Origin of the sequence: Brachybacterium hainanense, assembly GCF_042434575.1 — a bacterium.
GTDB classification, from domain to species: Bacteria; Actinomycetota; Actinomycetes; order Actinomycetales; family Dermabacteraceae; genus Brachybacterium; species Brachybacterium hainanense.
In genome coordinates, this window is record NZ_JBHLSV010000002.1 from 15,964 (window position 1) to 35,821 (window position 19,858).

18 protein-coding genes and 1 tRNA gene are annotated in these 19,858 nt (G+C 72.3%); 12 read left to right on the plus strand and 7 right to left on the minus strand.

The features are described 5' to 3' along the window. Window positions 1-132 precede the first annotated feature (132 nt). From ACFFF6_RS01585 to ACFFF6_RS01595, 3 genes are all read left to right on the plus strand, one after another. The gene (locus tag ACFFF6_RS01585; protein ID WP_376977591.1) at window positions 133-1,779 is read left to right on the plus strand and encodes a sodium-dependent transporter; all 1,647 of its coding nucleotides are present in this window, start codon (window positions 133-135) and stop codon (window positions 1,777-1,779) included. 23 nt (window positions 1,780-1,802) lie between these two features. Next, window positions 1,803-1,910 carry a methionine/alanine import family NSS transporter small subunit gene (locus ACFFF6_RS01590; protein WP_376977593.1) on the plus strand — a complete coding sequence of 36 codons (108 nt, stop codon included), beginning with the start codon at window positions 1,803-1,805 and terminating at the stop codon, window positions 1,908-1,910. Between the two features lie 144 nt (window positions 1,911-2,054). Next, window positions 2,055-2,142 (plus strand) — tRNA-Ser (locus ACFFF6_RS01595). Window positions 2,143-2,306: 164 nt separating this feature from the next. Here ACFFF6_RS01595 and ACFFF6_RS01600 read toward each other — a convergent pair. From ACFFF6_RS01600 to ACFFF6_RS01620, 5 genes are all read right to left on the minus strand, one after another. Beyond that, on the minus strand, window positions 2,307-3,041 hold the full coding sequence (locus ACFFF6_RS01600; protein WP_376977594.1) for an ABC transporter permease: 735 nt from the start codon (window positions 3,039-3,041) through the stop codon (window positions 2,307-2,309). Beyond that, entirely contained in the window at window positions 3,038-3,805 is a 768-nt protein-coding gene (locus ACFFF6_RS01605; protein WP_376977596.1) for an ABC transporter ATP-binding protein, read from the minus strand. Before ACFFF6_RS01605 ends, ACFFF6_RS01600 begins: the two co-directional genes overlap by 4 nt. Window positions 3,806-4,166: 361 nt before the next feature. Beyond that, on the minus strand, window positions 4,167-4,754 hold the full coding sequence (locus ACFFF6_RS01610; RefSeq protein WP_376977597.1) for a TetR/AcrR family transcriptional regulator: 588 nt from the start codon (window positions 4,752-4,754) through the stop codon (window positions 4,167-4,169). A 19-nt stretch (window positions 4,755-4,773) separates the two neighbouring features. After that, on the minus strand, window positions 4,774-5,823 hold the full coding sequence (locus ACFFF6_RS01615; RefSeq protein WP_376977598.1) for an Rv2578c family radical SAM protein: 1,050 nt from the start codon (window positions 5,821-5,823) through the stop codon (window positions 4,774-4,776). Between the two features lie 73 nt (window positions 5,824-5,896). Further along, window positions 5,897-6,538, minus strand: a complete 642-nt coding sequence (locus tag ACFFF6_RS01620; RefSeq protein ID WP_376977599.1) for an NAD(P)-dependent oxidoreductase — start codon at window positions 6,536-6,538, stop codon at window positions 5,897-5,899. Between the two features lie 124 nt (window positions 6,539-6,662). Between ACFFF6_RS01620 and ACFFF6_RS01625 the strand changes: the two genes are divergently transcribed. The 5 genes from ACFFF6_RS01625 to ACFFF6_RS01645 all read left to right on the plus strand — a co-directional run bounded on the left by ACFFF6_RS01625 (window position 6,663) and on the right by ACFFF6_RS01645 (window position 11,145). Further along, a complete protein-coding gene (locus ACFFF6_RS01625; RefSeq protein ID WP_376977600.1) occupies window positions 6,663-7,043 on the plus strand; it encodes a winged helix-turn-helix transcriptional regulator in 381 nt (126 codons plus the stop codon). A 78-nt stretch (window positions 7,044-7,121) separates the two neighbouring features. Further along, a complete protein-coding gene (locus tag ACFFF6_RS01630) occupies window positions 7,122-8,204 on the plus strand; it encodes a hypothetical protein (RefSeq protein WP_376977601.1) in 1,083 nt (360 codons plus the stop codon). 4 nt (window positions 8,205-8,208) lie between these two features. Beyond that, entirely contained in the window at window positions 8,209-9,186 is a 978-nt protein-coding gene (locus ACFFF6_RS01635; protein WP_376977603.1) for a hypothetical protein, read from the plus strand. Between the two features lie 134 nt (window positions 9,187-9,320). Next, window positions 9,321-10,481, plus strand: coding sequence for an LLM class flavin-dependent oxidoreductase (locus ACFFF6_RS01640; protein ID WP_376977604.1), 1,161 nt, complete (start codon window positions 9,321-9,323; stop codon window positions 10,479-10,481). 1 nt (window position 10,482) lies between these two features. Further along, the gene (locus tag ACFFF6_RS01645; protein ID WP_376977606.1) at window positions 10,483-11,145 is read left to right on the plus strand and encodes a CE1759 family FMN reductase; all 663 of its coding nucleotides are present in this window, start codon (window positions 10,483-10,485) and stop codon (window positions 11,143-11,145) included. 12 nt (window positions 11,146-11,157) lie between these two features. Here ACFFF6_RS01645 and ACFFF6_RS01650 read toward each other — a convergent pair whose 3' ends face one another. After that, complete coding sequence (locus ACFFF6_RS01650; protein ID WP_376977608.1) at window positions 11,158-12,582, minus strand: sulfatase family protein; 1,425 nt, start codon at window positions 12,580-12,582, stop codon at window positions 11,158-11,160. A gap of 165 nt (window positions 12,583-12,747) precedes the next feature. Between ACFFF6_RS01650 and ACFFF6_RS01655 the strand changes: the two genes are divergently transcribed. Next, entirely contained in the window at window positions 12,748-13,494 is a 747-nt protein-coding gene (locus ACFFF6_RS01655; protein ID WP_376977610.1) for a siderophore-interacting protein, read from the plus strand. Window positions 13,495-13,606: 112 nt separating this feature from the next. Continuing rightward, the gene (locus ACFFF6_RS01660) at window positions 13,607-15,469 is read left to right on the plus strand and encodes a glycoside hydrolase family 3 protein (protein ID WP_376977612.1); all 1,863 of its coding nucleotides are present in this window, start codon (window positions 13,607-13,609) and stop codon (window positions 15,467-15,469) included. Here ACFFF6_RS01660 and ACFFF6_RS01665 read toward each other — a convergent pair. Further along, window positions 15,456-17,705 carry a glycoside hydrolase family 3 C-terminal domain-containing protein gene (locus ACFFF6_RS01665; protein WP_376977614.1) on the minus strand — a complete coding sequence of 750 codons (2,250 nt, stop codon included), beginning with the start codon at window positions 17,703-17,705 and terminating at the stop codon, window positions 15,456-15,458. The genes ACFFF6_RS01660 and ACFFF6_RS01665 overlap by 14 nt on opposite strands. Before the next feature lie 116 nt (window positions 17,706-17,821). Here ACFFF6_RS01665 and ACFFF6_RS01670 point away from each other — a divergent pair, with 116 nt between their 5' ends. Both ACFFF6_RS01670 and ACFFF6_RS01675 read left to right on the plus strand, forming a co-directional pair. Then, the gene (locus tag ACFFF6_RS01670) at window positions 17,822-18,592 is read left to right on the plus strand and encodes a sugar phosphate isomerase/epimerase family protein (protein ID WP_376977616.1); all 771 of its coding nucleotides are present in this window, start codon (window positions 17,822-17,824) and stop codon (window positions 18,590-18,592) included. Window positions 18,593-18,685: 93 nt separating this feature from the next. Beyond that, window positions 18,686-19,858 carry a LacI family DNA-binding transcriptional regulator gene (locus tag ACFFF6_RS01675; protein ID WP_376977618.1) on the plus strand — a complete coding sequence of 391 codons (1,173 nt, stop codon included), beginning with the start codon at window positions 18,686-18,688 and terminating at the stop codon, window positions 19,856-19,858.

Below are 19,858 nucleotides of genomic sequence, written 5' to 3' on the forward strand. Positions count from 1 at the left end.
AAGCCCGGGCCGGGACCAGCATGCGGACCATCATGTGTCCGATGGGTGAACGATCCGCCATCTCGGGCAATAATCCTGGGACCTGCGATCCTCCTGGGTCGCCGCTGACGTCATCCCTGGAAGGACCTCCCCATGAGCGAGAGCTCCCCCGTCGCGGAGAGCGGGAAGAAGAGCGCCGACCGCGGCGCCTTCTCCGGCCGCTCCGCCTTCATCTTCGCCGCCATCGGCTCGGCCGTCGGCCTCGGCAACATCTGGCGCTTCCCCGCGGTCGCCTACGAGAACGGCGGCGGCGCGTTCATCCTCCCGTACCTCGTCGCCCTGCTCACCGCCGGCATCCCGCTGCTCTTCCTCGACTACGCGATCGGGCACCGGTGGCGCGGCTCGGCGCCGCTGGCGTGGCGGCGCTTCCGCCGCTGGGCCGAGTTCATCGGCTGGTGGCAGGTGCTCATCTGCGTCATCATCGCGATCTACTACGCGCTCATCATCGCGTGGGCGCTGAACTACATGGTCTTCTCCGTGGACACGCGCTGGGGCGATGACCCGGAGGCCTTCTTCGGCACCTTCACGCAGGCGCTCGGCGGGGCGGACCTGACCGTCTCCTTCGACTACGTCGGCCCGGTGCTCGCGACCGTCGCCCTGGTGTGGGTCGCGACCCTCGTGGTGATGACGCTCGGCGTGCAGAACGGAGTAGCCCGCACCTCGATGATCTTCATCCCCCTGCTCGTGGTCATGTTCGTGATCCTCGTGATCAGGGCGATGATGCTGCCCGGCGCCTTCACGGGTCTGGACGCCTTCTTCCGCCCGAACTGGGGCGCGCTGCTGAATCCCGCGGTATGGGTCGCGGCCTACGGGCAGATCTTCTTCTCCCTCTCGGTGGCCTTCGGCATCATGCTCACCTATGCCTCGTACCTGAAGAAGAAGACGGACCTCACCGGCTCCGGCCTGGTCGTCGGCTTCTCCAACTCCGCCTTCGAGATCCTCGCCGGCATCGGCGTGTTCTCCGCGCTCGGCTTCATGGCGCAGGCGCAGGGCGTCGAGGTCGGGGAGGTCGTCTCCTCCGGCATCGGCCTCGCCTTCATCGCCTTCCCGGCGATCATCGGCGAGGCGCCCGGGGGTGCGCTGATCGGCGTGCTGTTCTTCGGCTCGCTGGTGCTGGCGGGCTTCACCTCGCTGATCTCCATCGTCGAGGTGGTCGTCGCCGCCTTCCAGGACAAGTTCGGCCTCGCCCGCGTCCAGGCCACCCTCGGCGTCGGCGTCCCGCTGGCGCTGATCTCCACCATCCTGTTCCCCACCACGATGGGGCTCGGGCTGCTGGACACGCTGGACAACTGGGCCAACCAGTACGGCATCGTCGCGGCCGCGCTCGTGTCGACGATCGCGGTGACCTACGTCGCCCGCGGCCTGCCCACCCTGCGCGATCACCTGAGCGCCAAGGGCAGCTTCCCCGTGGGGCGCTGGTGGTACGTGTGCGTGGGCCTCATCGCGCCTCTCGTGCTGGGCGTCTCCCTCACCCTGACCACGATCGGCCTGCTCACCGCCGAGACGACGTACTCGGAGTACCCGGCGTGGTTCATCCTCGTCTTCGGCTGGCTCATGGCGATGGGGCTGCTGGGCGGGGGCATCGTGCTCTCGCTGCTGCCGTGGCCGCGCCGCTCGAACCTCGATCAGCTGGACTCCGACGGCGACGAGGTCGCCCCGGAGGCGCTGCCCGGCCGCGGACTGGACGCCGAGCCGTCCGCGCAGGTCACCCCCGGCACCCCGCACGCCCTGCGCTCCTGAGCGCCCTGCCCCAAGGAGGACACATGTCCGCATCCGCCATCGTCATGATGCTCGTCGCGATCACCACCGTGTGGGGAGGTCTGGTCGCCGCCGTCGTCAATCTCGTGCGGCACCCGGAGGAGCAGGACTGAGCTGCGCCGCCGGGCTGCGCCGACGAGATGCGTGCGGGGCCCGGCGGCAGCACAGGTTCCGATGTGATGTACGCCCGCCTGGCCCGGCCCCAGGTCGCGGCACCTGACGTTCTCCGGTATTCTCATGAGCGCTCCTTGAGCATTGGAGGATTCGCCTAGCGGCCTATGGCGCACGCCTGGAACGCGTGTTGGGTTCACGCCCTCGGGGGTTCAAATCCCCCATCCTCCGCCAAACGAAGGGCCCCTGACCTGCAGGTCGGGGGCCCTTCGGCGTCTCGGCTCCCCCGATCGACCGCAGCCTCGGGCCGGACGCGCAGCGGCGATCCGCCCCGAGGCCGCGGGTCGGCGCCGCGTTCCGCCGCCTCCGCGCTCCGGACGCCTCGCCCGTCCCCTCCCCTACGGAGTCCTCCTGCGCAGCGTGAGCGGGGCCAGGATCAGGAAGGCCGTGGCGAATGCGGCGATCAGCAGGACGGGCCGCCACAGGTCCCACCCGTCCTGGCCGTCCGCGACGGCGCGCACCGCGTCGACGGCGTAGCTGAGGGGGAACCACGCGGAGGCCGCCTCGAGCACCCGGGGCATGTCCGCGCGCGGGATGAACAGGCCGCCCAGGATGATCTGTGGGAAGACCAGCAGCGGCATGAACTGGACGGCCTGGAACTCGGTGCGGGCGAAGGCGCTCGCGAGCAGGCCCAGGGCGGTCCCCCCGAGCGCGTCGAGGACGGCGACCATCCCCAGCTGCCACAGCGGCCCGTCCACATCGAGGTCACAGACGAGCACGGCGAAGGCGACGGTGATCGCGGCCTGGAGCGCGGCCATGAGCCCGAAGGCCAGGGCATAGCCCAGCAGCAGGTCCGCCTTCCCCACCGGCGTGGTCATGAGACGCTCGAGCGTCCCGGAACGGCGTTCGCGCAGCGTCGTGACCGAGGTGATGAGGAACATGACGATGAAGGGGAACAGCGCGAGGATCGGGCCCCCGAAGCGGTCGAAGACGCCGTCCTGGTCGCTGAACAGCCAGGCGAACAGGCCCACCAGCAGGCTGGGGGCCACGAGCATGAGGGCGATGGATCGCGGGTCGTGCCGCAGCTGCGCGAGGACCCGGGCCGCTGTCGCGAGGAGCCGGCGCGCGCTCACGCGATCTCCTCCTCGCGGTCGGCCTGTGCGATGAGGGCGAGGAACGCGTCCTCGGCATCATCCGTCCCGGTCCGCGCCAGGAGCTCGGCAGGCGTGGTGTCCGCGAGCAGCCGTCCCTCACGCAGCAGGAGCAGCCGGTCGCAGCGCCGCGCCTCGTCCATGACGTGGCTCGAGACCAGCAGGGTCGTCCCGTCGGCGGCGATCCGCGCGAACGTCCCCCACAGCTCGGCGCGCAGGACGGGGTCCAGGCCCACGGTCGGCTCGTCGAGGACGACCAGCTCGGGCTCCCCCAACAGGGCCGCCCCGAGGGACACACGTCCGGCCTGCCCGCCGCTGAGCGTTCCCACCGGGACGGACGCGTGCCGGCGCAGGCCCACGACGTCCAGCACCCGGTCGACCTCGGTGCGTCGCACTCCGAGGACGGCGGCGAAGTACGCGAGGTTCTGCCGCACCGTGAGGTCCTCGTAGACTGCCGCGCCCTGGGTGCCGTAGGCGACGCGGCGGCGCAGCGCCGTCGATCCCGCCGGGGCGCCGAGCACCTCGACGCTTCCGCCGGCCGTCCTCTGCACGCCGACGATCGCGCGCAGCAGCGTCGTCTTCCCGCCGCCCGAGGGCCCCAGCAGTCCGGTGATCCGACCGCGGGCGATGTCCAGGTCGAGGCCGCCGAGCACCGTCCTGCCGCCGCGGACGACCCGCAGCCCGCGCACGTGCACCGCCGGGCGGGGCGCCGTCCGGGAAGGATCCGCACTCCTGATATTCATCATGCGTTGAATACTGCGCCTCGGGGCCGCACGCGTCAAGACCCCCGATGGCCCGGCCTGGTGCCGGACGCCGATGAGAGCCGGCCGAGGCGACGCGCCGCCGCGGGGGAACCGCGAGCCGCCATCGCGCCACACGGACAGAACCGACCCCGCCCGCTGCCCCTGGCTGAGGCACTGGCCCCTCGCGACCGAGCGCCTGACCGTCGTTGGAGCACAGGCAACAAGGTTCTGGCTCATCCCCGGGCAGCCGATGCAGACCCCCACCCCTTCTGCCTCACCCCCGGGCAGCTGCGATCGACCCGACCCGTTCTGCCTCGCCACCCCCGGGCAGCCGCAACGGGCCGCCTCTCGCCGCCCTCCGGCGTCAGCCGTAGAGGTAGCGCTGGAGCGTGGGGCCGATCAGCGCCGCGACCTCGTCGACGCTCGCGCTCGCGAGCGGCTCGAGGCGGACGACGTATCGGGCGATCACCATGCCGACGACCTGCGAGGCCACGAGGTTCGCGCGCAGCGGGCCGTCCTCCGCTCCGGTCGCCCCGGCGACCTTGGCGATGAGCTCGCGCGAGAGGAAGCCGATGAGCGGCTGCGCCATCGGCCCGGCGCCGAGGGCCGCCCGGAGGACGGTGACGGTGCGGCGGCGGACATCGGGCTGCTCGAGACGCCCCAGCACGTAGCGGACGATCCGCTCCCCCACCTCCTCGCGGGGCCCCTCGAGGATGCGCGGGACGTCGAGGTCGGGGCGCAGGGGCACGCCGATCGACTCCGCGAACAGGTCCGCCTTGGCCCCGAAGTAGTGGTGGACGAGCGCAGGATCCACCCCGGCGCGCGCGGCGATCGCCCGGATGGTGGCGCGGTCGTACCCGTGCTCGCCGAACTCCTCGGTCGCGGCGGCGAGGATGCGGGCCCGCGAGTCGGTTCCTCCGCGCGGCCGACCGCGCCCCCGGGGGCTGCTCATGATCCCAGGGTAGCGAGGATCAGAAGAGGGCGCCCTGCCCGCTGAGCTCCTGCGCGGCGGGGGCGAGGGCGCGGGTGCGGGCGCGCGCCCGATGCTCCGGCTGGTCGACGTCCTCGGTGCTGCGCAGTGCGTGGCGGGGAAGGAGCGCCGCCACACGTCTGCCCAGGTCGCGTCGGTATCCCGCCGGGGCATAGGAGGCGTGCGCGTAGAAGCGTCGATACCCGGCGGCCAGGTGCGGGTGCTCCCGCTCGACCCAGGCGAGGAACCATTCCTTGGCCCCGGGTCGCAGATGCAGCGCACCGTGGACGACGTGCGCGGCGCCGGCCTCGGCGATCCGGGAGAGCGCCGCGTCGAGCTGGGCGTCGGAGTCGGTGAGCCAGGGCAGGATCGGCATGAGGAAGACGGTGACGGCGAAGCCGGCATCGGCCGCGGCACGCACGGTCGCCAGGCGGGCGGCCGTGCTCGGCGTCCCGGGCTCGACCGCTTTCTGCAGCGCTTCGTCGAAGATCGCGATGGACATCGACAGGTCCACGGGGACCCGCCCTGCCGCCTGCTCGAGCTGGGGGAGGTCGCGACGCAGCAGGGTGCCCTTGGTGAGGATCGACAGCGGCGTCCCGGAGTCCGCGAGGGCGGAGATGATCCCCGGCATGAGCCGGTACCGGCCCTCCGCGCGCTGGTACGGGTCCGTATTGGTGCCCAGCGCCACCTCCTCGCGCGTCCAGGACCGGCGGCCGAGCTCCGTCCGCAGCACCTCCGCGACGTTGACCTTGACGACGACCTGCTGGTCGAAGTCCGCGCCGGCGTCGAAGTCGAGATAGCGGTGGGTGCTGCGGGCGAAGCAGTACACGCAGGCATGGGAGCAGCCGCGGTAGGGATTGACGGTCCAGCTGAAGGGCATCGAGCTCGCGGCGGGCACCCGGTTCAGCGCGGACTTCGCGAGGACCTCATGGAAGGTGACGTCCTGGAACTCCGGCGTGCGGACGCTGCGCACGAGCCCGGCCATGCCCACCAGGGCACGGGTGCGCTCCTGGACGCTGTCTCCCTCGAGGGTCTGTCCGCTCCACCGCATGCGGCTAGTCGAACACATGTTCGACATCCGGTCAAGACCGAAGACCGCGCGGGAGATGTCAGCAGACGGCCGTTCAGTAGGCGACGGTGAAGCGCGCACCCGTATGCGCGGGCGCCTCGACCTCATCGAGGACGGCGCTCGCGAGATCCGGGGCGGAGAGCGCGGAGACACCGGCGTCGTCGACGAGGAGCACATCGCCGCCGATCCGGAAGGTCCCGCGAGCCTCCCCGGGGCTGTGGGCGCCGAAGCCCGCGGCGGGGCTCACGAAGAACCAGGCGAGCTCGTCCCCGCGCGCACCGAGGTCCTCGAGCACACCGCCCATCTCGAGAGCCTCCTCCCGGAAGGCCGCGGGGAAGCCGGGGTCCTCGACCAGGCGCGGACCGCCCTCGACGACCCGCAGGGACCCCGCCCCGCCGATCACGCCGAGGCGCTGCCCGCTCGCGGCGACGGCATCGGCCGTCCGGGCGAGGACCTCGCGGGTGCGCCCGGCGAGGGGGCCGCGCGGCGAGATCGCGGAGATGACGACCTCGGCGCCGTCGATCGCGGCCGCGCGCACCTCCTCCTCGAGGACGGAGCCCAGGTGATAGCGGACGCCGGGGACGGGGGCGTCCGCGGCGGAGCGGCTGAGGGAGGTGACCTCGTGGCCGCGCGAGGCGGCCTCGCGGACGATCGCGGAGCCTGCGTAGCCGGTGCCGCCGAGGATGGTGATGCGCATGTCAGATGCCTTTCCGGACGTTCCTCGCTGCGTTCGCAGCGCAATGGTTACCATAGGAGACCCGCTCTCCATTGGGAAGCAGGCACTTTCCGGTAACCACCTCGCACCGCTCGCGGAGGCCCTCATGCGCAGCACCGAACCCGACCCCTACCAGCGCGGATGCCCGTCCCGTCGACTCCTGGACCGGATCGGCGACCGCTGGACCGTCCTCGTGATCCTCACCCTGCGCGAGGGGCCGCGACGCTTCTCGGAGATCCGTCGGCGGATCGACGGGGTCAGCCAGAAGATGCTCACCCAGACCCTGCGCGCGCTCGAGCGCGACGGCCTCGTGACGCGGACCGTGCACCCGGAGGTCCCGCCCCGGGTCGTCTACGAGCTCACCGCGCTGGGCCGCAGCCTCATCGGCCCCCTCGACGGCCTGCTCGGCTGGGCGACCGCGAACCTCCCCGAGGTCGAGGACGCCCAGGAGGGCTATGACCGCGAGCTCCTGAGGACCCCCCGCTGACCCACGACCGCCCCCGGGCCGGGCGCCGCCGGTTATCCTTCCGGTGACCACCCGTCGGCCGGACGCAAGGAAATCGCCATGTCGCAGGGACCGCAGGGGAACCCCTCGCAGCAGCCACCGCAGTGGCAGCCCGCCCCGGGACAGGATCCGCAGGCGCACGCCTACGCCCCGCCGGGGCCGCCCGCGCCGCCGCAGCGGAAGCGGCCGTGGGCGCTGATCCTCGTGGCGGTCGGATGCGTGCTGCTGCTGTTCGTGGGCGTGCTCGGCGGCCTCGGCTATCTCGCCTACAGCACCCTGCGCAGCGACGACCCCACGGCCGGCCCGACGACAGCGACGGCCCCTCCGACCGAGGCGCCCACCCCGAGCGGCTCCGAGGTCGTCCCCTTCACCCCCGTGGCTCCCTACGACGAGAACACGCGCAGCCCCGAGGAGATCCGCGAGATCCTCGCGGGCAGCCCGCTGACACGCGGCTCGTATCCCCCCATCGGCGAATGCACCCTGCCGACGCTCGCGGCGGATCCCTCCGCGGAGGAGCTGCAGGCCTTCCTCACCGCGGGGACGGGCTGCCTGGGCGGCACCTGGGCACCGGTGCTGGCCGCCGAGAACCTCCCCTGGCAGACCCCGACGGTGGTGGTCTTCACCTGGCCGGACGTCCCGGCGTCCTCGGACTGCGATGCCAGCACCTTCAGCCAGAATGCGCCGCGCATGTGCAACCTGGACAACATCCTCTACTGGCCGCTGGGCGCCGGGCGCTTCGCACCGCTCGCCGCACCGGAGCAGCTGGGCGAGGCATACCTGATGGATCTGTCCTACCAGCTCATGAACACCGTGACCTGGCAGTCCTCCATCGCGGTCTACATGAACTTCTACCAGGACGAGTTCGAGGAGTCGGATCCGGAGTTCCGCGACAGCTACCGGCGGTTCAACCTGCAGATGCGCTGCCTCTCCGCGGCGACGGCCATGCAGCTGCCCGAGGGGGCGCGGCCCTCCCCCGCGCTGCAGGAGATCCTGCTGGACGAGTCCACCTGGGAGCTGGGCGAGGACCCGCGCTCGGTCCCGCCGGCGGCGACCGTGCGCTGGACCCGGATCGGGATCGACAGCCAGGGCGACATGTCGGCCTGCAACACGTGGGTGGCGGACCCGGCGGACATCGACCGCTGAGCCGATGACCTCGCCGACCCGCTCCGCCCGACGCGCGCTTCCCCTGCTCGCGGGGGCGGCGGGCTGCGTGATGCTGCTGGTCCTCGTGATCGCGGGCGGGATCGGCTATCTCGTCCTGCGGCCCGGGCCGGGCTCTCCCGCGCCTCCGTCCACGACGGCGTCCTCGCCCTCGTCGTCCGCGGCCGCCGCCTTCGAGGTGATCCGCCCCGATGAGGAGAACACGCGCAGCCCGGAAGAGCTGCGGACGGTGCTCGCCGCGAATCCGCTGACCCAGGGGAGGCTCCCGGCCACCGGCCCCTGCACCCTCCCGGAGGTCGCCGTCGACTCGACCCCGGAGCAGCTGCAGACGTTCCTGCAGGCCGGTGTGGACTGCTACGCCCGGAGCTGGGCCCCGGCCATGAGCGACCGGAACCTGCCGTGGGCGACGCCGCGCGTCGTCGTGTTCGTCTGGCCGGAGCTGCCGCCGGGCCACGGCTGCGACTCCTCGGAGTTCACCCAGACCCGGCCGACGATGTGCGACCTCGACGAGACCTTGTACTGGCCCGTCGGCGCCGGGAGCTTCGCGCGCGCCGTGATCGGCGGGGAGCTCCCGGCATCGGATCTCGCGGGGGCCTATCTGTGGGACATCGGCGTGCAGATGACGCGGACGATGGCCTGGCAGTCCTCCCTCGTGCTGTACATGACGCATCTCCAGACCGCGCACGAGGACTCCGACCCCGAGCTGCGCGACACCTATCGGCGCACCAACCTGCAGCTGCTGTGCGTCTCGGCCGCGTCCTCCGTCCAGCTGCCGGAGGAGCTGCGACCGTCCACGACGCTGCGCGCACGACTGCTGGACGAAAGCTCGTGGACCCGCGGGGAGGAGCCGCGCACGCTCCCGCCCTCAGCCTCGATCCGCTGGCTGCGCACGGGACTGGAGTCGCGCGGGGACCTCTCCCACTGCAACACCTGGACGGCCGCGGGCTACGAGATCTCGGGCTGAGCCTGCGACCCGGACCACCCCGCACAGCCCCGCGCTTGCGCACGCGCCGCAACTAGTTTAATCTTGAACTATCGCGGAGCCGGGACGCACCAGCGTCCTCCCGTCGCCACCTCGACGCCCGGAAAGGGAGCCTCATGCAGTTCGGAATCTTCACCATCGCCGACATCACCCCGGATCCGACCACCGGGAGGATCCCCACCGAGCACGAGCGTCTCGAGCTCATGGTCGAGGAGGCCCTGCTCGCGGAACAGGTGGGCCTGGACGTGTTCGCGCTGGGCGAGCACCACAACCCGCCGTTCGTGACCTCCTCCCCCACCACGACCCTCGCCTACATCGGCGCGAAGACGCAGGACATCATCCTGTCCACCGCGACGACGCTGATCACCACCAACGACCCGGTGAAGATCGCCGAGGACTACGCGATGCTCCAGCACCTCACCGGCGGGCGCGTGGACCTCGTGATGGGCCGCGGCAACACCGGCCCCGTCTACCCGTGGTTCGGCAAGGACATCCGCAAGGGCATCGAGCTCGCGGTCGAGAACTACGAGCTGCTGCACCGCCTGTGGCGCGAGGACGTCGTGGACTGGGAGGGCGAGTTCCGCACCCCGCTGCAGCAGTTCACCTCGACCCCGCGCCCGCTCGACGGCGTCGCCCCCTTCGTGTGGCACGGCTCGATCCGCTCCCCGCAGATCGCCGAGCAGGCCGCCTTCTACGGCGACGGCTTCTTCCACAACAACATCTTCTGGCCCATCTCCCACACGAAGCAGATGGTCCAGCTGTACCGCCAGCGCTTCGAGCACTACGGCCACGGCCGCGCGGACCAGGCGATCGTGGGCCTCGGCGGGCAGGCGTTCATGCGCAGGAGCTCCCAGGACGCGGTGCGCGAGTTCCGCCCCTACTTCGACCACGCCCCCGTCTACGGCGGCGGCCCCTCGATGGAGGACTTCACCCGGCAGACCCCGCTCGTGGTCGGCTCCCCGGAGCAGGTCGTGGAGCGCTATCTGACGATGGCCGACCACGTCGGCGACTACCAGCGCCAGCTGTTCCTGCTCGACCATGCGGGCCTGCCCCGCACGACCGTCCTCGAGCAGATCGAGCTGCTGGGCACCGAGGTCGTCCCCGTGCTGCGCCGCGAGCTGGACGCCCGCCGTCCGGCCGATGTGCCCGATGCCCCCACCCACGCCTCCCTCGTGGCGAAGGCGGAGGCCGAGCGCGGCGCCTTCGACGCCGCCTACCGGTTCGAGACCGGCGACAACTGGACCGGTCTGCGCGCCGAGGACCGGAAGGATGCCTGAGATGACCACCTCCTCCCCCACCCGCCTGCTGGTGCTGAGCGCCGGCATGTCCACCCCCAGCTCCACCCGCATGCTCGCCGATCAGCTGGCCGGCGCGGCACGCCGCAGGCTCGAGGCGGAGGGGCGGACGGTCGAGGTCCGCACCGTGGAGCTGCGCGAGATCGCCCATGAGATCCTCGATCTCATGCTCACCCGCTTCCCCGGGGAGCGCATGGGCCAGGTGCTCGCCGAGCTGCGTGCGGCCGACGCCGTCATCGCGGTCACGCCGATCTTCAACACGGCCGCCTCGGGCCTGTTCAAGTCCTTCCTCGACGCCGTCGACCCGGACCTCTGGAAGGACCTCCCGGTGATGCTCGGGGCGACCGCCGGCACCGCTCGCCACTCCCTCGCCCTCGAGTACGCGATCCGGCCGATCTTCGCCTACCTGAGAGCGGAGGTCGTCCCCACCGCCGTCTTCGCCGCGAGCTCCGACTTCGGCGCCGCCGAGGCCGGGGAGGGGGCCGACGCCCCGCTCAGCGCCCGCGCCGACCGCGCCGCCGCCGAGCTCGCCAGGCTGCTCGGCGACCGCGCGCCCGCCCCGCAGGCGGCACCCGCGGTCCAGGCCCCGGGGCTCGATGCCGAGTTCGCCGACTTCGTGCCGATGGGGCAGCTCCTGGGGCGGTGAGGCGGGGCGCGCTCAGCCCGCCTGCACCATCTGCGCCTCCCACGCCTCATGGAGGGCGCGCAGCTCGGCGACGGCCTCGGGGTGCGCGACCGAGACATCGGCCGCCGCGGATTCGTCGGAGCTCTCGCCGATCGGCACGAGGCTGAGCCCGGAGCCGATGTCGGTGTGCTCGACGTCCCGCAGCCCGGCTCGGTACGGGGTGTCCGGCGCGACCCAGCGCAGCTTCCACCGCGGGGTGCGGACGGCCCACTGGAAGCCGGTGTCGAAGTGGAGGGCCGCATGGCCCGGTGCCGCGGGGTCCTCCCACAGCGGCCGCAGGTCGCGGCCGTCGACGGGGTGCTCCGCGGGGAGCTCGGCGCCCGCGAGCGCCGCGAAGGTCGGCAGCAGGTCGAGGGAGGAGACCAGCGCCTCCGAGCTCTGCCCGGCGGGGACCGTCCCGGGCCAGGACACCAGGTACGGGACGCGGACGCCGCCCTCGTAGAGGCTGTACTTGGTGCCGTCCAGCGGGGTGTTGTCGCCGTAGTTGCAGGTGGAGCCGCCGTTGTCGGTGAGGTAGACGACCAGGGTGCTCTCGCGCCGGCCGGTCGCCTCGAGGTGGTCGAGCATCCGCCCGATCTCGCGGTCCATGATCTCGAGCTGGGCGAGATAGTAGGCGCGGCCGTTCTCGAGGTGCGGAGAGATCGCGCCGTCGTACCAGTCGGCGTAGGTCGCGAGCTGCGGATCGAAGTCGTCGTGGGCGGGCAGGGCTCGCGCGTCGAGCTCGTCCTGGGGCAGCTGCCAGGCGAAGTTGTGCACGGCGTTGAAGGCGACCATGCAGAAGAAGGGATCCTCCTGCGGGGTGCGCGAGCCGTCGCCCGGGCCCATGAAGTCGATCGCGCGGTCCGCGAGCGTCACGGTGAGATGGCCGGTCACGTCGACCTCGACGCCGTCCTGATAGAGGGGCTGCACGCCGTGCACCCGCGATGCCTCCTCGCCGCGCTCGCGCACGGCGTCGGCCGAGTGCTGCAGGTAGTGCAGGCGTCCGAAGGACTGCCCGGCGAGCCCGTACAGGCTGGTGTCGAAGCCGTGGCGGTCGGGGCAGGCGCGGTCCCCGGGGCGCTCGGGCCCGTAGTGGACCTTGCCGAAGTAGCCGGTGCGATACCCGGCCGCGCCGAGGATCTCCGGCATGACGGGGCGGTCGGCGGGCGGGAAGGCGGAGGTGTCGAACCAGCGGGCGCCCCAGCGCTGCTGATGCGCACCGGCGATCAGCCCGGCCCGCGAGGGCGAGCAGATGGGGGCGCTGACGTAGCCGTTCTCGAAGGACATGCCGCTGCGGGCGAGCCGGTCCAGGTGCGGGGTGCGGGCATCGGCGCTGCCCCGCAGGGAGCGGTCGCCGTAGCCGTGGTCGTCGGAGAGGATGAGCAGGATGCTCGGGCGGGGAGCGGACGCGACGGTCATCGGATGAATCTAGCGGATCCCCTCCCGCGACGCCCGGTTCGACACCACGGCACCGTCATGCAGTATGGTTAGGCTTACCTCATCTCCATCGCGGATCGTCGCATCCGATCGTCGCATCCGCGTCCGGCCCCAGCCGCCGGCCTCCACCACCACCGGGAGCCGCCCATGACACCCGACCCCACCCTCGCTCCGCGCATCAGCGCTCCCCGGCGGGGCCTGAACGGCGCGATCATGAAGGCATGGAGGGCGCAGGACCTGCGCCTGCGCATCAGCGATCGCCAGGAGGTGAGCGAGCACTTCCTGCGTCTGCAGGTCACCCTCGGCGATCTGCTGCAGCGCGAAGCGGTGTACCCCACCTACTGGCTGCGCCTGTGGTTCGCCGGACCGGACGGCCGCGGGCACCAGCGCGGCTACACCCTCGTGGACCCGGCACCGGCCTCCGGCACCGCCTGGATCGAGTTCTACCTGCACGCGGGGATCGCCTCGGACTGGGCGCGCGGAGCCCGCATCGGCGACGAGATCGACGCGAGCATCCTGAACTCGCGCAGCCCGGTCGCCTCGGATCCCCCGCATCTGCTCATGGTGGGCGACGGCGCCTCGGTGCCCGCGATCGCGGACACCCTGCGCCGCGTCCCGGAGATCCCGGCGACCGTCCTGCTCGAGCGCGGCTATGCCGACGACGAGCAGGTCCTGCCGCTCCCTCGACGAGCCGACGCGCCGGTGACCTGGTTCGACCGGGACGGCAGCATCGAAGAGGCCGCGCTCGCGGCGGCGGCATCGGCCCCGGAGGGCACCTCCTTCTTCGTGAGCCTGGAGAGCGCGCCGACGCGCCGCATCGGCTCCGCCCTGCGCCGGCGCCTGGGGGTGCCGAAGGAGCAGGTGCATGCGCTCGCCTACTGGAAGCGCACCTGAGGTCGCGCCGGAAAGAAACCACCGCCCGGTGGTTTTTCTCTCGCCGTCCCTGCGCCCGGGCTCCGCGGGGTCTACGCTGAGCGCGTCCGCGTGCCGCGCCGAAGGAGGCCCCATGACCACGAAGCCCGCCCCGATCACCCTCACCGCCGAGGATGGGACCGTCTTCCGCGACCTCGACCATGACGGGGCGATGGCGCCGTTCGAGGACCCCCGCCGCTCCCCCGATGAGCGCGCCGCGGACCTCACCTCCCGGCTCAGCCTCGAGGAGAAGGTCGGGCTCATGTTCCACTCGATCATCGAGACCACGCCCGAGGGCGAGCTCGCAGACGGCTCCGGCGCGGTCGCGACGATGAGCACCGAGGACATGGTCCTCGCCCGCGGCATCACCCATGCCAACGTCCACGCCCTGCCGGGCACGGCCCGCCTCGCCGCCCGCTGGTCCAACCGTCTGCAGGAGCTCGCGGCCCGCGGCCGCTTCTCGATCCCTGTCACCGTCTCGACGGATCCGCGCCACTCCTTCGCGGAGAACAGCGGCGCCGCCTTCTCCGCCGGGTCCATGTCCGCCTGGCCGGAGCCGCTGGGGCTGGGGGCGCTCGACGATCCGGAGGGCGTGCGCCGCTTCGCCGATGCGGCGCGACGCGAGTACCGGGCCGTCGGCATCCACGCCGCCCTGCACCCGCAGATCGATCTCGCGACCGAGCCCCGCTGGGGCCGCCAGTTCCACACCTTCGGTCCCGATGCCGAGCGCGTCTCCCGCGTGGCCGAGGCCTACCTCGACGGCTTCCAGATCAGCGGCGAGCTGGGCCCGGACTCGGTGGCCTGCATGGCCAAGCACTTCCCCGGCGGCGGCCCGCAGAAGGACGGCGAGGATCCGCACTTCCCCTACGGCCGCGAGCAGGTCTACCCGGGCGGGCGGTTCGAGCTGCACCTCGAGCCCTTTCGCGCGGCGATCGCCCGTGGCGTCAGCGCGCTCATGCCCTACTACGGCATGCCGGTGGGCCTGGTCCGGCACGGTGAGGAGATCGAGGAGGTCGGCTTCGGCTTCAACCGTCAGGTGCTCACCGGGATCCTCCGCGAGGAGCTCGGCTTCGACGGCGTGATCTGCTCCGACTGGGGCCTGCTCACCGACACCGTCGCGATGGGCCTGCCGCTGCCGGCCCGCGCCTGGGGCGTCGAGCATCTGAACCTGGAGGACCGGATCGTGAAGGCGATCGAGGCGGGCGTGGACCAGTTCGGGGGCGAGGAATGCCCCGAGGCGATCGTGGCCCTCGTGCACGAGGGCCGCATCGCGGAGTCCCGGATCGACGAGTCCGCGCGCCGCCTGCTGCGGGTGAAGTTCCAGCTGGGCCTGTTCGAGGACCCTTTCGTCGACGAGGACGCCGCCGAGGAGGTCGTCGGGGCTCCCGAGCTGGTCGCCGCGGGCCGGGAGGCGCAGGCGGCCTCGACGACGGTGCTGCAGGACCGCGAGGGCCTGCTGCCGCTGCGCGGCACCGACCGGAAGGTCTTCGTGTGGGGCCTCGCCGAGAACGCCGCGGCCCGGCTCGGCACGGTGGTCGCGAGCCCGCAGGAGGCCGATCTCGCGATCATCCGCCTCGAGGAGCCCTTCGAGCCGCGCGCGGACCTGTTCCTCGAGCCGTTCTTCCACCAGGGCAGCCTCGAGTACCGCCCGGGCCTGCTCTCCCGCATCGCCGCGATCGCACAGCACTGCCCCGTCCTCGTGGATGCGAAGCTGCTGCGCCCGGCGATCCTGGCCCCGCTCACCGAGATCGCCTCCGTGCTCGTGGCCACCTACGGCTCGAGCTCGGAAGCGCTCGTGGACGCGCTCAGCGGCGCCGTGCCTCCGCGCGGCACCCTGCCCTTCGAGATCCCGGCCTCGATGGAGGCGGTCCGCGCCTCCGAGACGGACGTCCCGGGCGGGACGGAGAACCCGACGTTCCCCGTCCGCCACGGGATCGGCGGGCTCAGCAGCCGTTGATGTGATCCAGCAGCTGCTGGATCTGCTCGGGCGCGATGCCCACGAGGCTCACGAAGCGGCCCACCGGGATCTGCTCGGCCATCTTCCGCATCTCCGGATCGTCGAAGAGCCCTCCGGCACCCTCCTCGCCCTCCGGGGCGCCCGCGGCGAGGAGGGTGCCGATCGCCTCGGCGCCGCCGGGCAGCGCCAGCAGCTCGCCGACGGTCGTGGACATGGTCGCCGGGTGCGCCCGCTCGTCCCCGGCGAGCTCGACCTCGGCTCGACAGCGCAGATCGCGGCTGCTGGCGCCCACCTCGACGCGATAGGTGCCGGCCTCGACCGCCCAGTCGTCGGCCCGGACGTCCCAGTGCTGCAGCTCGGTCCCGGGGATCGCGATGCGCAGCCGTGCGCTGGCCCCCGGTTCGAGCTCCACGTCCCCGAAGCCCTTCAGCTCCCGCGGGGCACGGACCAGGCGCGAGGACGGGACGGAGACGTAGGCCTGGACCACCTCGCGGCCCGCGCGCGACCCGGTGTTGGTGACGGTGACCTCGAGGGCGAGGCCGTCGGCCTCCGCGGCGACGGCGAGGTCCGCGTACGCGAAGGTCGTGTAGCTGAGGCCGTATCCGAAGGGGTAGGCGACCTCCGTTCCCAGCGCGTCGAAGCCGCGATACCCGACGAACAGCCCCTCCCCGTAGTGCACGCGTGAGCTCTCCCCGGGGAAGTGCAGGTAGGAGGGGGTGTCCTCGAGGCGCAGCGGGAGCGTCTCGGCGAGCTTGCCGGAGGGGTTGACGCGGCCGAAGAGGATGTCCGCGGTCGCCTCCCCTCCCGCCTGTCCGAGCAGCCAGGCCTCCAGCACGGCGGAGGCGGAGCGCAGCTGCGGGCTGAGACGGATCGCGGATCCGTTCGAGAGCACCACCACGACGCGGTCGCTGACGTCGATCACGTCCTGCAGAAGCCGTTCCTGCGCGGCGGGCAGGTCCATGTCGGTGCGGTCGTAGCCCTCGGACTCCACGTCCTCCCCCAGGCCCAGGAACAGCAGCACGGTGCCGGCGCCGCGGGCCAGATCGAGCGCCTCCTCCCGCAGAGCCTCGGCATCCGCCTCGGAGCCGGGCACGAAGCCGCGGGCGAAGGGGACGTCCCCGACGATGTCCCGGATCGCATCGAGGGCGCTGCTGAGCCGGGTCGGATTGACATGCGAGGAGCCCGCGCCCTGGTAGCGCGGGGTCTGCGCGAAGTCACCGATGACCGCGAGGCCGGCGGCATCCTCGGAGAGCGGCAGGATGCCGTCGTTCTCGAGCAGGACGATCGCGCGCCGTGCGGCCTCGAGGGCGACGGCGTGATGGGTGGCGACGTCATAGGCGGCCGCGGGGTCCCGGTGGGCCAGGCCCCTGCCGATCAGGTCGAGGACCTTCGTCGCCGCCCGGTCCAGCGCGGCAGGATCCAGGGTCCCCGACTCCGCAGCGGCCTCGACGGCGGCCTGGCCGGCGGGAGCGGCGGGCATCTGCAGGTCCGCGCCCGCGGCGACCGCGGCGGGCCGGTCCACGATCGCGCCCCAGTCCGAGACGACGAGGCCCTCGAAGCCCCAGCGCTCGCGGAGCACCTCCGTGAGCAGGAAGCGGTTCTCCGCGACCGTCGTTCCCCGGACGGAGTTGTAGGAGTGCATGAGCGTCCACGGCTGGGAGCGGGTCACCACGGAGCGGAAGGCGCGCAGATAGATCTCGTGCAGCGCCCGGTCCTCGACCTGCACGTCCACGCGCATGCGGTCGGTCTCCTGGTTGTTGAGCGCGAAGTGCTTCACGGAGGCGCCGACCCCGGCGGCCTGCAGGGCATCGACATAGGCGATCGCCAGCTCCCCGGTCAGATGGGGGTCCTCGGAGAAGTACTCGAAGTTCCGCCCGCACAGCGGAGAGCGCTTGATGTTCATGCCGGGCCCGAGCACCACGGAGACGCCCTCGGCGAGCGCCTCCTGGGCGATGGCCCGGGCCACGGCGGCGGCGGTCTCCCGGCTCCAGGTCGCGGCGAGGCCCACGGCCGGCGGGAAGCAGGTCGCGGGGACCGAATCGTGCAGACCCAGGTTGTCCGCCGCATCGTGCTGGGTGCGCAGGCCATGCGGGCCGTCGCTCATCATGATGCCGGGAAGGCCGTGGGAGGGAACCCCGTGCAGGTTCCAGAAATCCGCGCCGCCGGTGAGGGCGGCCTTCTCCGCGATGCTGAGGGAGGAAGCATCGGGCAGGGCAGGAACGGGCTGATCGGGCATGACGGGGTCCTCTCTGACCGGGCCGGGCACCACTCCGGGCAGGGGCCCGAATGCTCTTCAGGGTACGCCCGCGTAAGCTGGGACATCGCATTCCATCGTGCTGAGGAGGCCTCCGAATGATCCGCCCTGGACTGTGCTCGGTCACGTTCCGCGAGCTCGCCGCCGCCGAGGTCGTCCGGCGCGCCGCGGCCGCCGGTCTCGCCTGCATCGAATGGGGCGGGGATGTGCACGTCCCCGCCGGGGACATCGATGCCGCCCGCCGAGTGCGAGCCCTCACGGAGTCCGCGGGACTCGAGGTCGCCTCCTACGGCTCGTATCTGCGCTTCGTCGGGCCGGAGGTGGAGGTGGCCGCGCAGGCGCGGGACGTGCTGCTGTCCGCGGAGGCCCTCGGGGCGCCGCGCATCCGGGTGTGGGCGGGAGAGGCGGGGTCCGCGTCGACCTCGCCCGAGGAGCGGGCGGAGATCGTCCATCGGATCCGCAAGGTCGCCGATGCCGCGGCCGCCCGGGGCATCGACCTCGGCCTCGAGTTCCATGGCGGGACGCTCACGGACGAGATCTCCTCGACCCTGGCGCTGCTCGCCGAGATCGGGCACGAGGCGGTGTGGACGTACTGGCAGCCGCATCAGTCGCAGCCGACGGAGGAGGCGCTCGCGACCCTGCGCGCCGCACTGGCCCAGGTCAGCACGGTGCACGTCTTCTCCTGGTGGCCCGGAGGCGAACGCCTCGCGCTCGCGGAGCGCGAGGATCTGTGGACGGAGGCCTTCGGGATCCTCGCCGCCGAGGGCAAGGACCACGACGCGCTGCTCGAGTTCGTGCCCGGGGATGACCCGGAGCTGCTGGATCGCGAGGCGATGACGCTGCGCAGCTGGCTGGGGCTCGAGGGGTAGGCGCGGCAGCCTCCACCCGGAGCCGACGCGGCTTTCGGTGAACCTTTCGATCACGCGCCCCGAGACGAGGCCTCGGCCGTATGCTGAGTCTCCTTGGACATCGCTTACCGGATCGGGGGCATCATGCCGGCTGTACGACTCTCCGACGTCGCGAAGGACGCGGGCGTCTCGCTCGCGACGGCGTCCCGGGTCCTGAACGGATCGGCGCGCACCCCGGGCAGGGCGGTCGCGGAGAAGGTCCGCGCCTCGGCCGCGAAGCTCGGCTATGTCACGAATGCGCAGGCGCAGGCGTTGGCGCGATCGCGTTCGGGGCTCATCGGCCTGGTGGTGCACGACATCGCGGATCCGTACTTCGCCGTCCTCGCCCGAGCGGTGCAGCAGCGCATCTTCGCCTCCGACAGCCAGGTCCTCCTCACCCAGACCGACCGCGACCCGGAGACGGAGATCCGAGCGATCCGCTCCCTCATCGCGCAGCGCGTCGATGCGCTGGTGCTGTTCGGCTCGCACCGGTACGGGGCCGATACGGATTCCTCGATCCTGCAGCTGCTGCAGGGCTTCGAGGCCCACGGAGGCCTCGTGGTGTGCGTGGGGCAAGCGCCGGGGGTGGGGAGGACCATCGTCACGGAGGACGCGGCAACCGCGCATGAGCTGGCGACGTCGCTGGTCGTCGAGGGGCATCGGCGTTTCGCGGTCCCGCAGGGCATCAGCGGGATCCCGACTGCGGCGCACCGCACGGGCGGCTTCCTCGCGGGTCTCGCCGAGGCGGGGATCGAGGTCGAGCTGTACGGGACGGCGGGCCTGAACCGCAGCGGGGGGCACGCCTTCGCCGCGCAGGTCGCGGAGCATCTCGCCTCGCCGGAGGGCGTGGCCGCCACCGAGGCGTCCGGCGGTCTTCCGCTGTGCGTCTTCGCCCCGGCCGATGTGATGGCCCTCGGCGTCCTGGGCGAGCTGCGCAGGCACGGCCTGCGGATCCCGGAGCAGGTGGCGGTCGCGGGCTTCGGCGGGGTGCCCGGGGCGCATGATTCCTCGCCGGTGCTGACCACGGTCGCGCTCCCCCTCGAGGAGATGGCCGAGCAGGTCAGCGCCTGGATCCTGTCGGAGCAGACCGGGGCGGCGGAGGACTCCTCCGATCGGACCGGACGGGACCAGACAGGATCGGACCAGACAGGACCGGACCCGGACGGGCGCGACCAGGAAGGACGGGACCAGGTGCGGGATCGCCGCATGCACGGCGAGATCCTGCTGCGGGAGTCCACAGCGCTCTGA

Bases quoted from the DNA above. Each gene is read 5' to 3' on its own strand.
- ACFFF6_RS01585 (WP_376977591.1), top strand. From the start codon at position 133: ATGAGCGAGAGCTCCCCCGTCGCGGAGAGCGGGAAGAAGAGCGCCGAC.
- ACFFF6_RS01590 (WP_376977593.1), top strand. From the start codon at position 1,803: ATGTCCGCATCCGCCATCGTCATGATGCTCGTCGCGATCACCACCGTG.
- ACFFF6_RS01605 (WP_376977596.1), bottom strand. From the start codon at position 3,805: ATGATGAATATCAGGAGTGCGGATCCTTCCCGGACGGCGCCCCGCCCG.
- ACFFF6_RS01610 (WP_376977597.1), bottom strand. From the start codon at position 4,754: ATGAGCAGCCCCCGGGGGCGCGGTCGGCCGCGCGGAGGAACCGACTCG.
- ACFFF6_RS01615 (WP_376977598.1), bottom strand. From the start codon at position 5,823: ATGCGGTGGAGCGGACAGACCCTCGAGGGAGACAGCGTCCAGGAGCGC.
- ACFFF6_RS01620 (WP_376977599.1), bottom strand. From the start codon at position 6,538: ATGCGCATCACCATCCTCGGCGGCACCGGCTACGCAGGCTCCGCGATC.
- ACFFF6_RS01625 (WP_376977600.1), top strand. From the start codon at position 6,663: ATGCGCAGCACCGAACCCGACCCCTACCAGCGCGGATGCCCGTCCCGT.
- ACFFF6_RS01630 (WP_376977601.1), top strand. From the start codon at position 7,122: ATGTCGCAGGGACCGCAGGGGAACCCCTCGCAGCAGCCACCGCAGTGG.
- ACFFF6_RS01635 (WP_376977603.1), top strand. From the start codon at position 8,209: ATGACCTCGCCGACCCGCTCCGCCCGACGCGCGCTTCCCCTGCTCGCG.
- ACFFF6_RS01640 (WP_376977604.1), top strand. From the start codon at position 9,321: ATGCAGTTCGGAATCTTCACCATCGCCGACATCACCCCGGATCCGACC.
- ACFFF6_RS01645 (WP_376977606.1), top strand. From the start codon at position 10,483: ATGACCACCTCCTCCCCCACCCGCCTGCTGGTGCTGAGCGCCGGCATG.
- ACFFF6_RS01650 (WP_376977608.1), bottom strand. From the start codon at position 12,582: ATGACCGTCGCGTCCGCTCCCCGCCCGAGCATCCTGCTCATCCTCTCC.
- ACFFF6_RS01655 (WP_376977610.1), top strand. From the start codon at position 12,748: ATGACACCCGACCCCACCCTCGCTCCGCGCATCAGCGCTCCCCGGCGG.
- ACFFF6_RS01660 (WP_376977612.1), top strand. From the start codon at position 13,607: ATGACCACGAAGCCCGCCCCGATCACCCTCACCGCCGAGGATGGGACC.
- ACFFF6_RS01665 (WP_376977614.1), bottom strand. From the start codon at position 17,705: ATGCCCGATCAGCCCGTTCCTGCCCTGCCCGATGCTTCCTCCCTCAGC.
- ACFFF6_RS01670 (WP_376977616.1), top strand. From the start codon at position 17,822: ATGATCCGCCCTGGACTGTGCTCGGTCACGTTCCGCGAGCTCGCCGCC.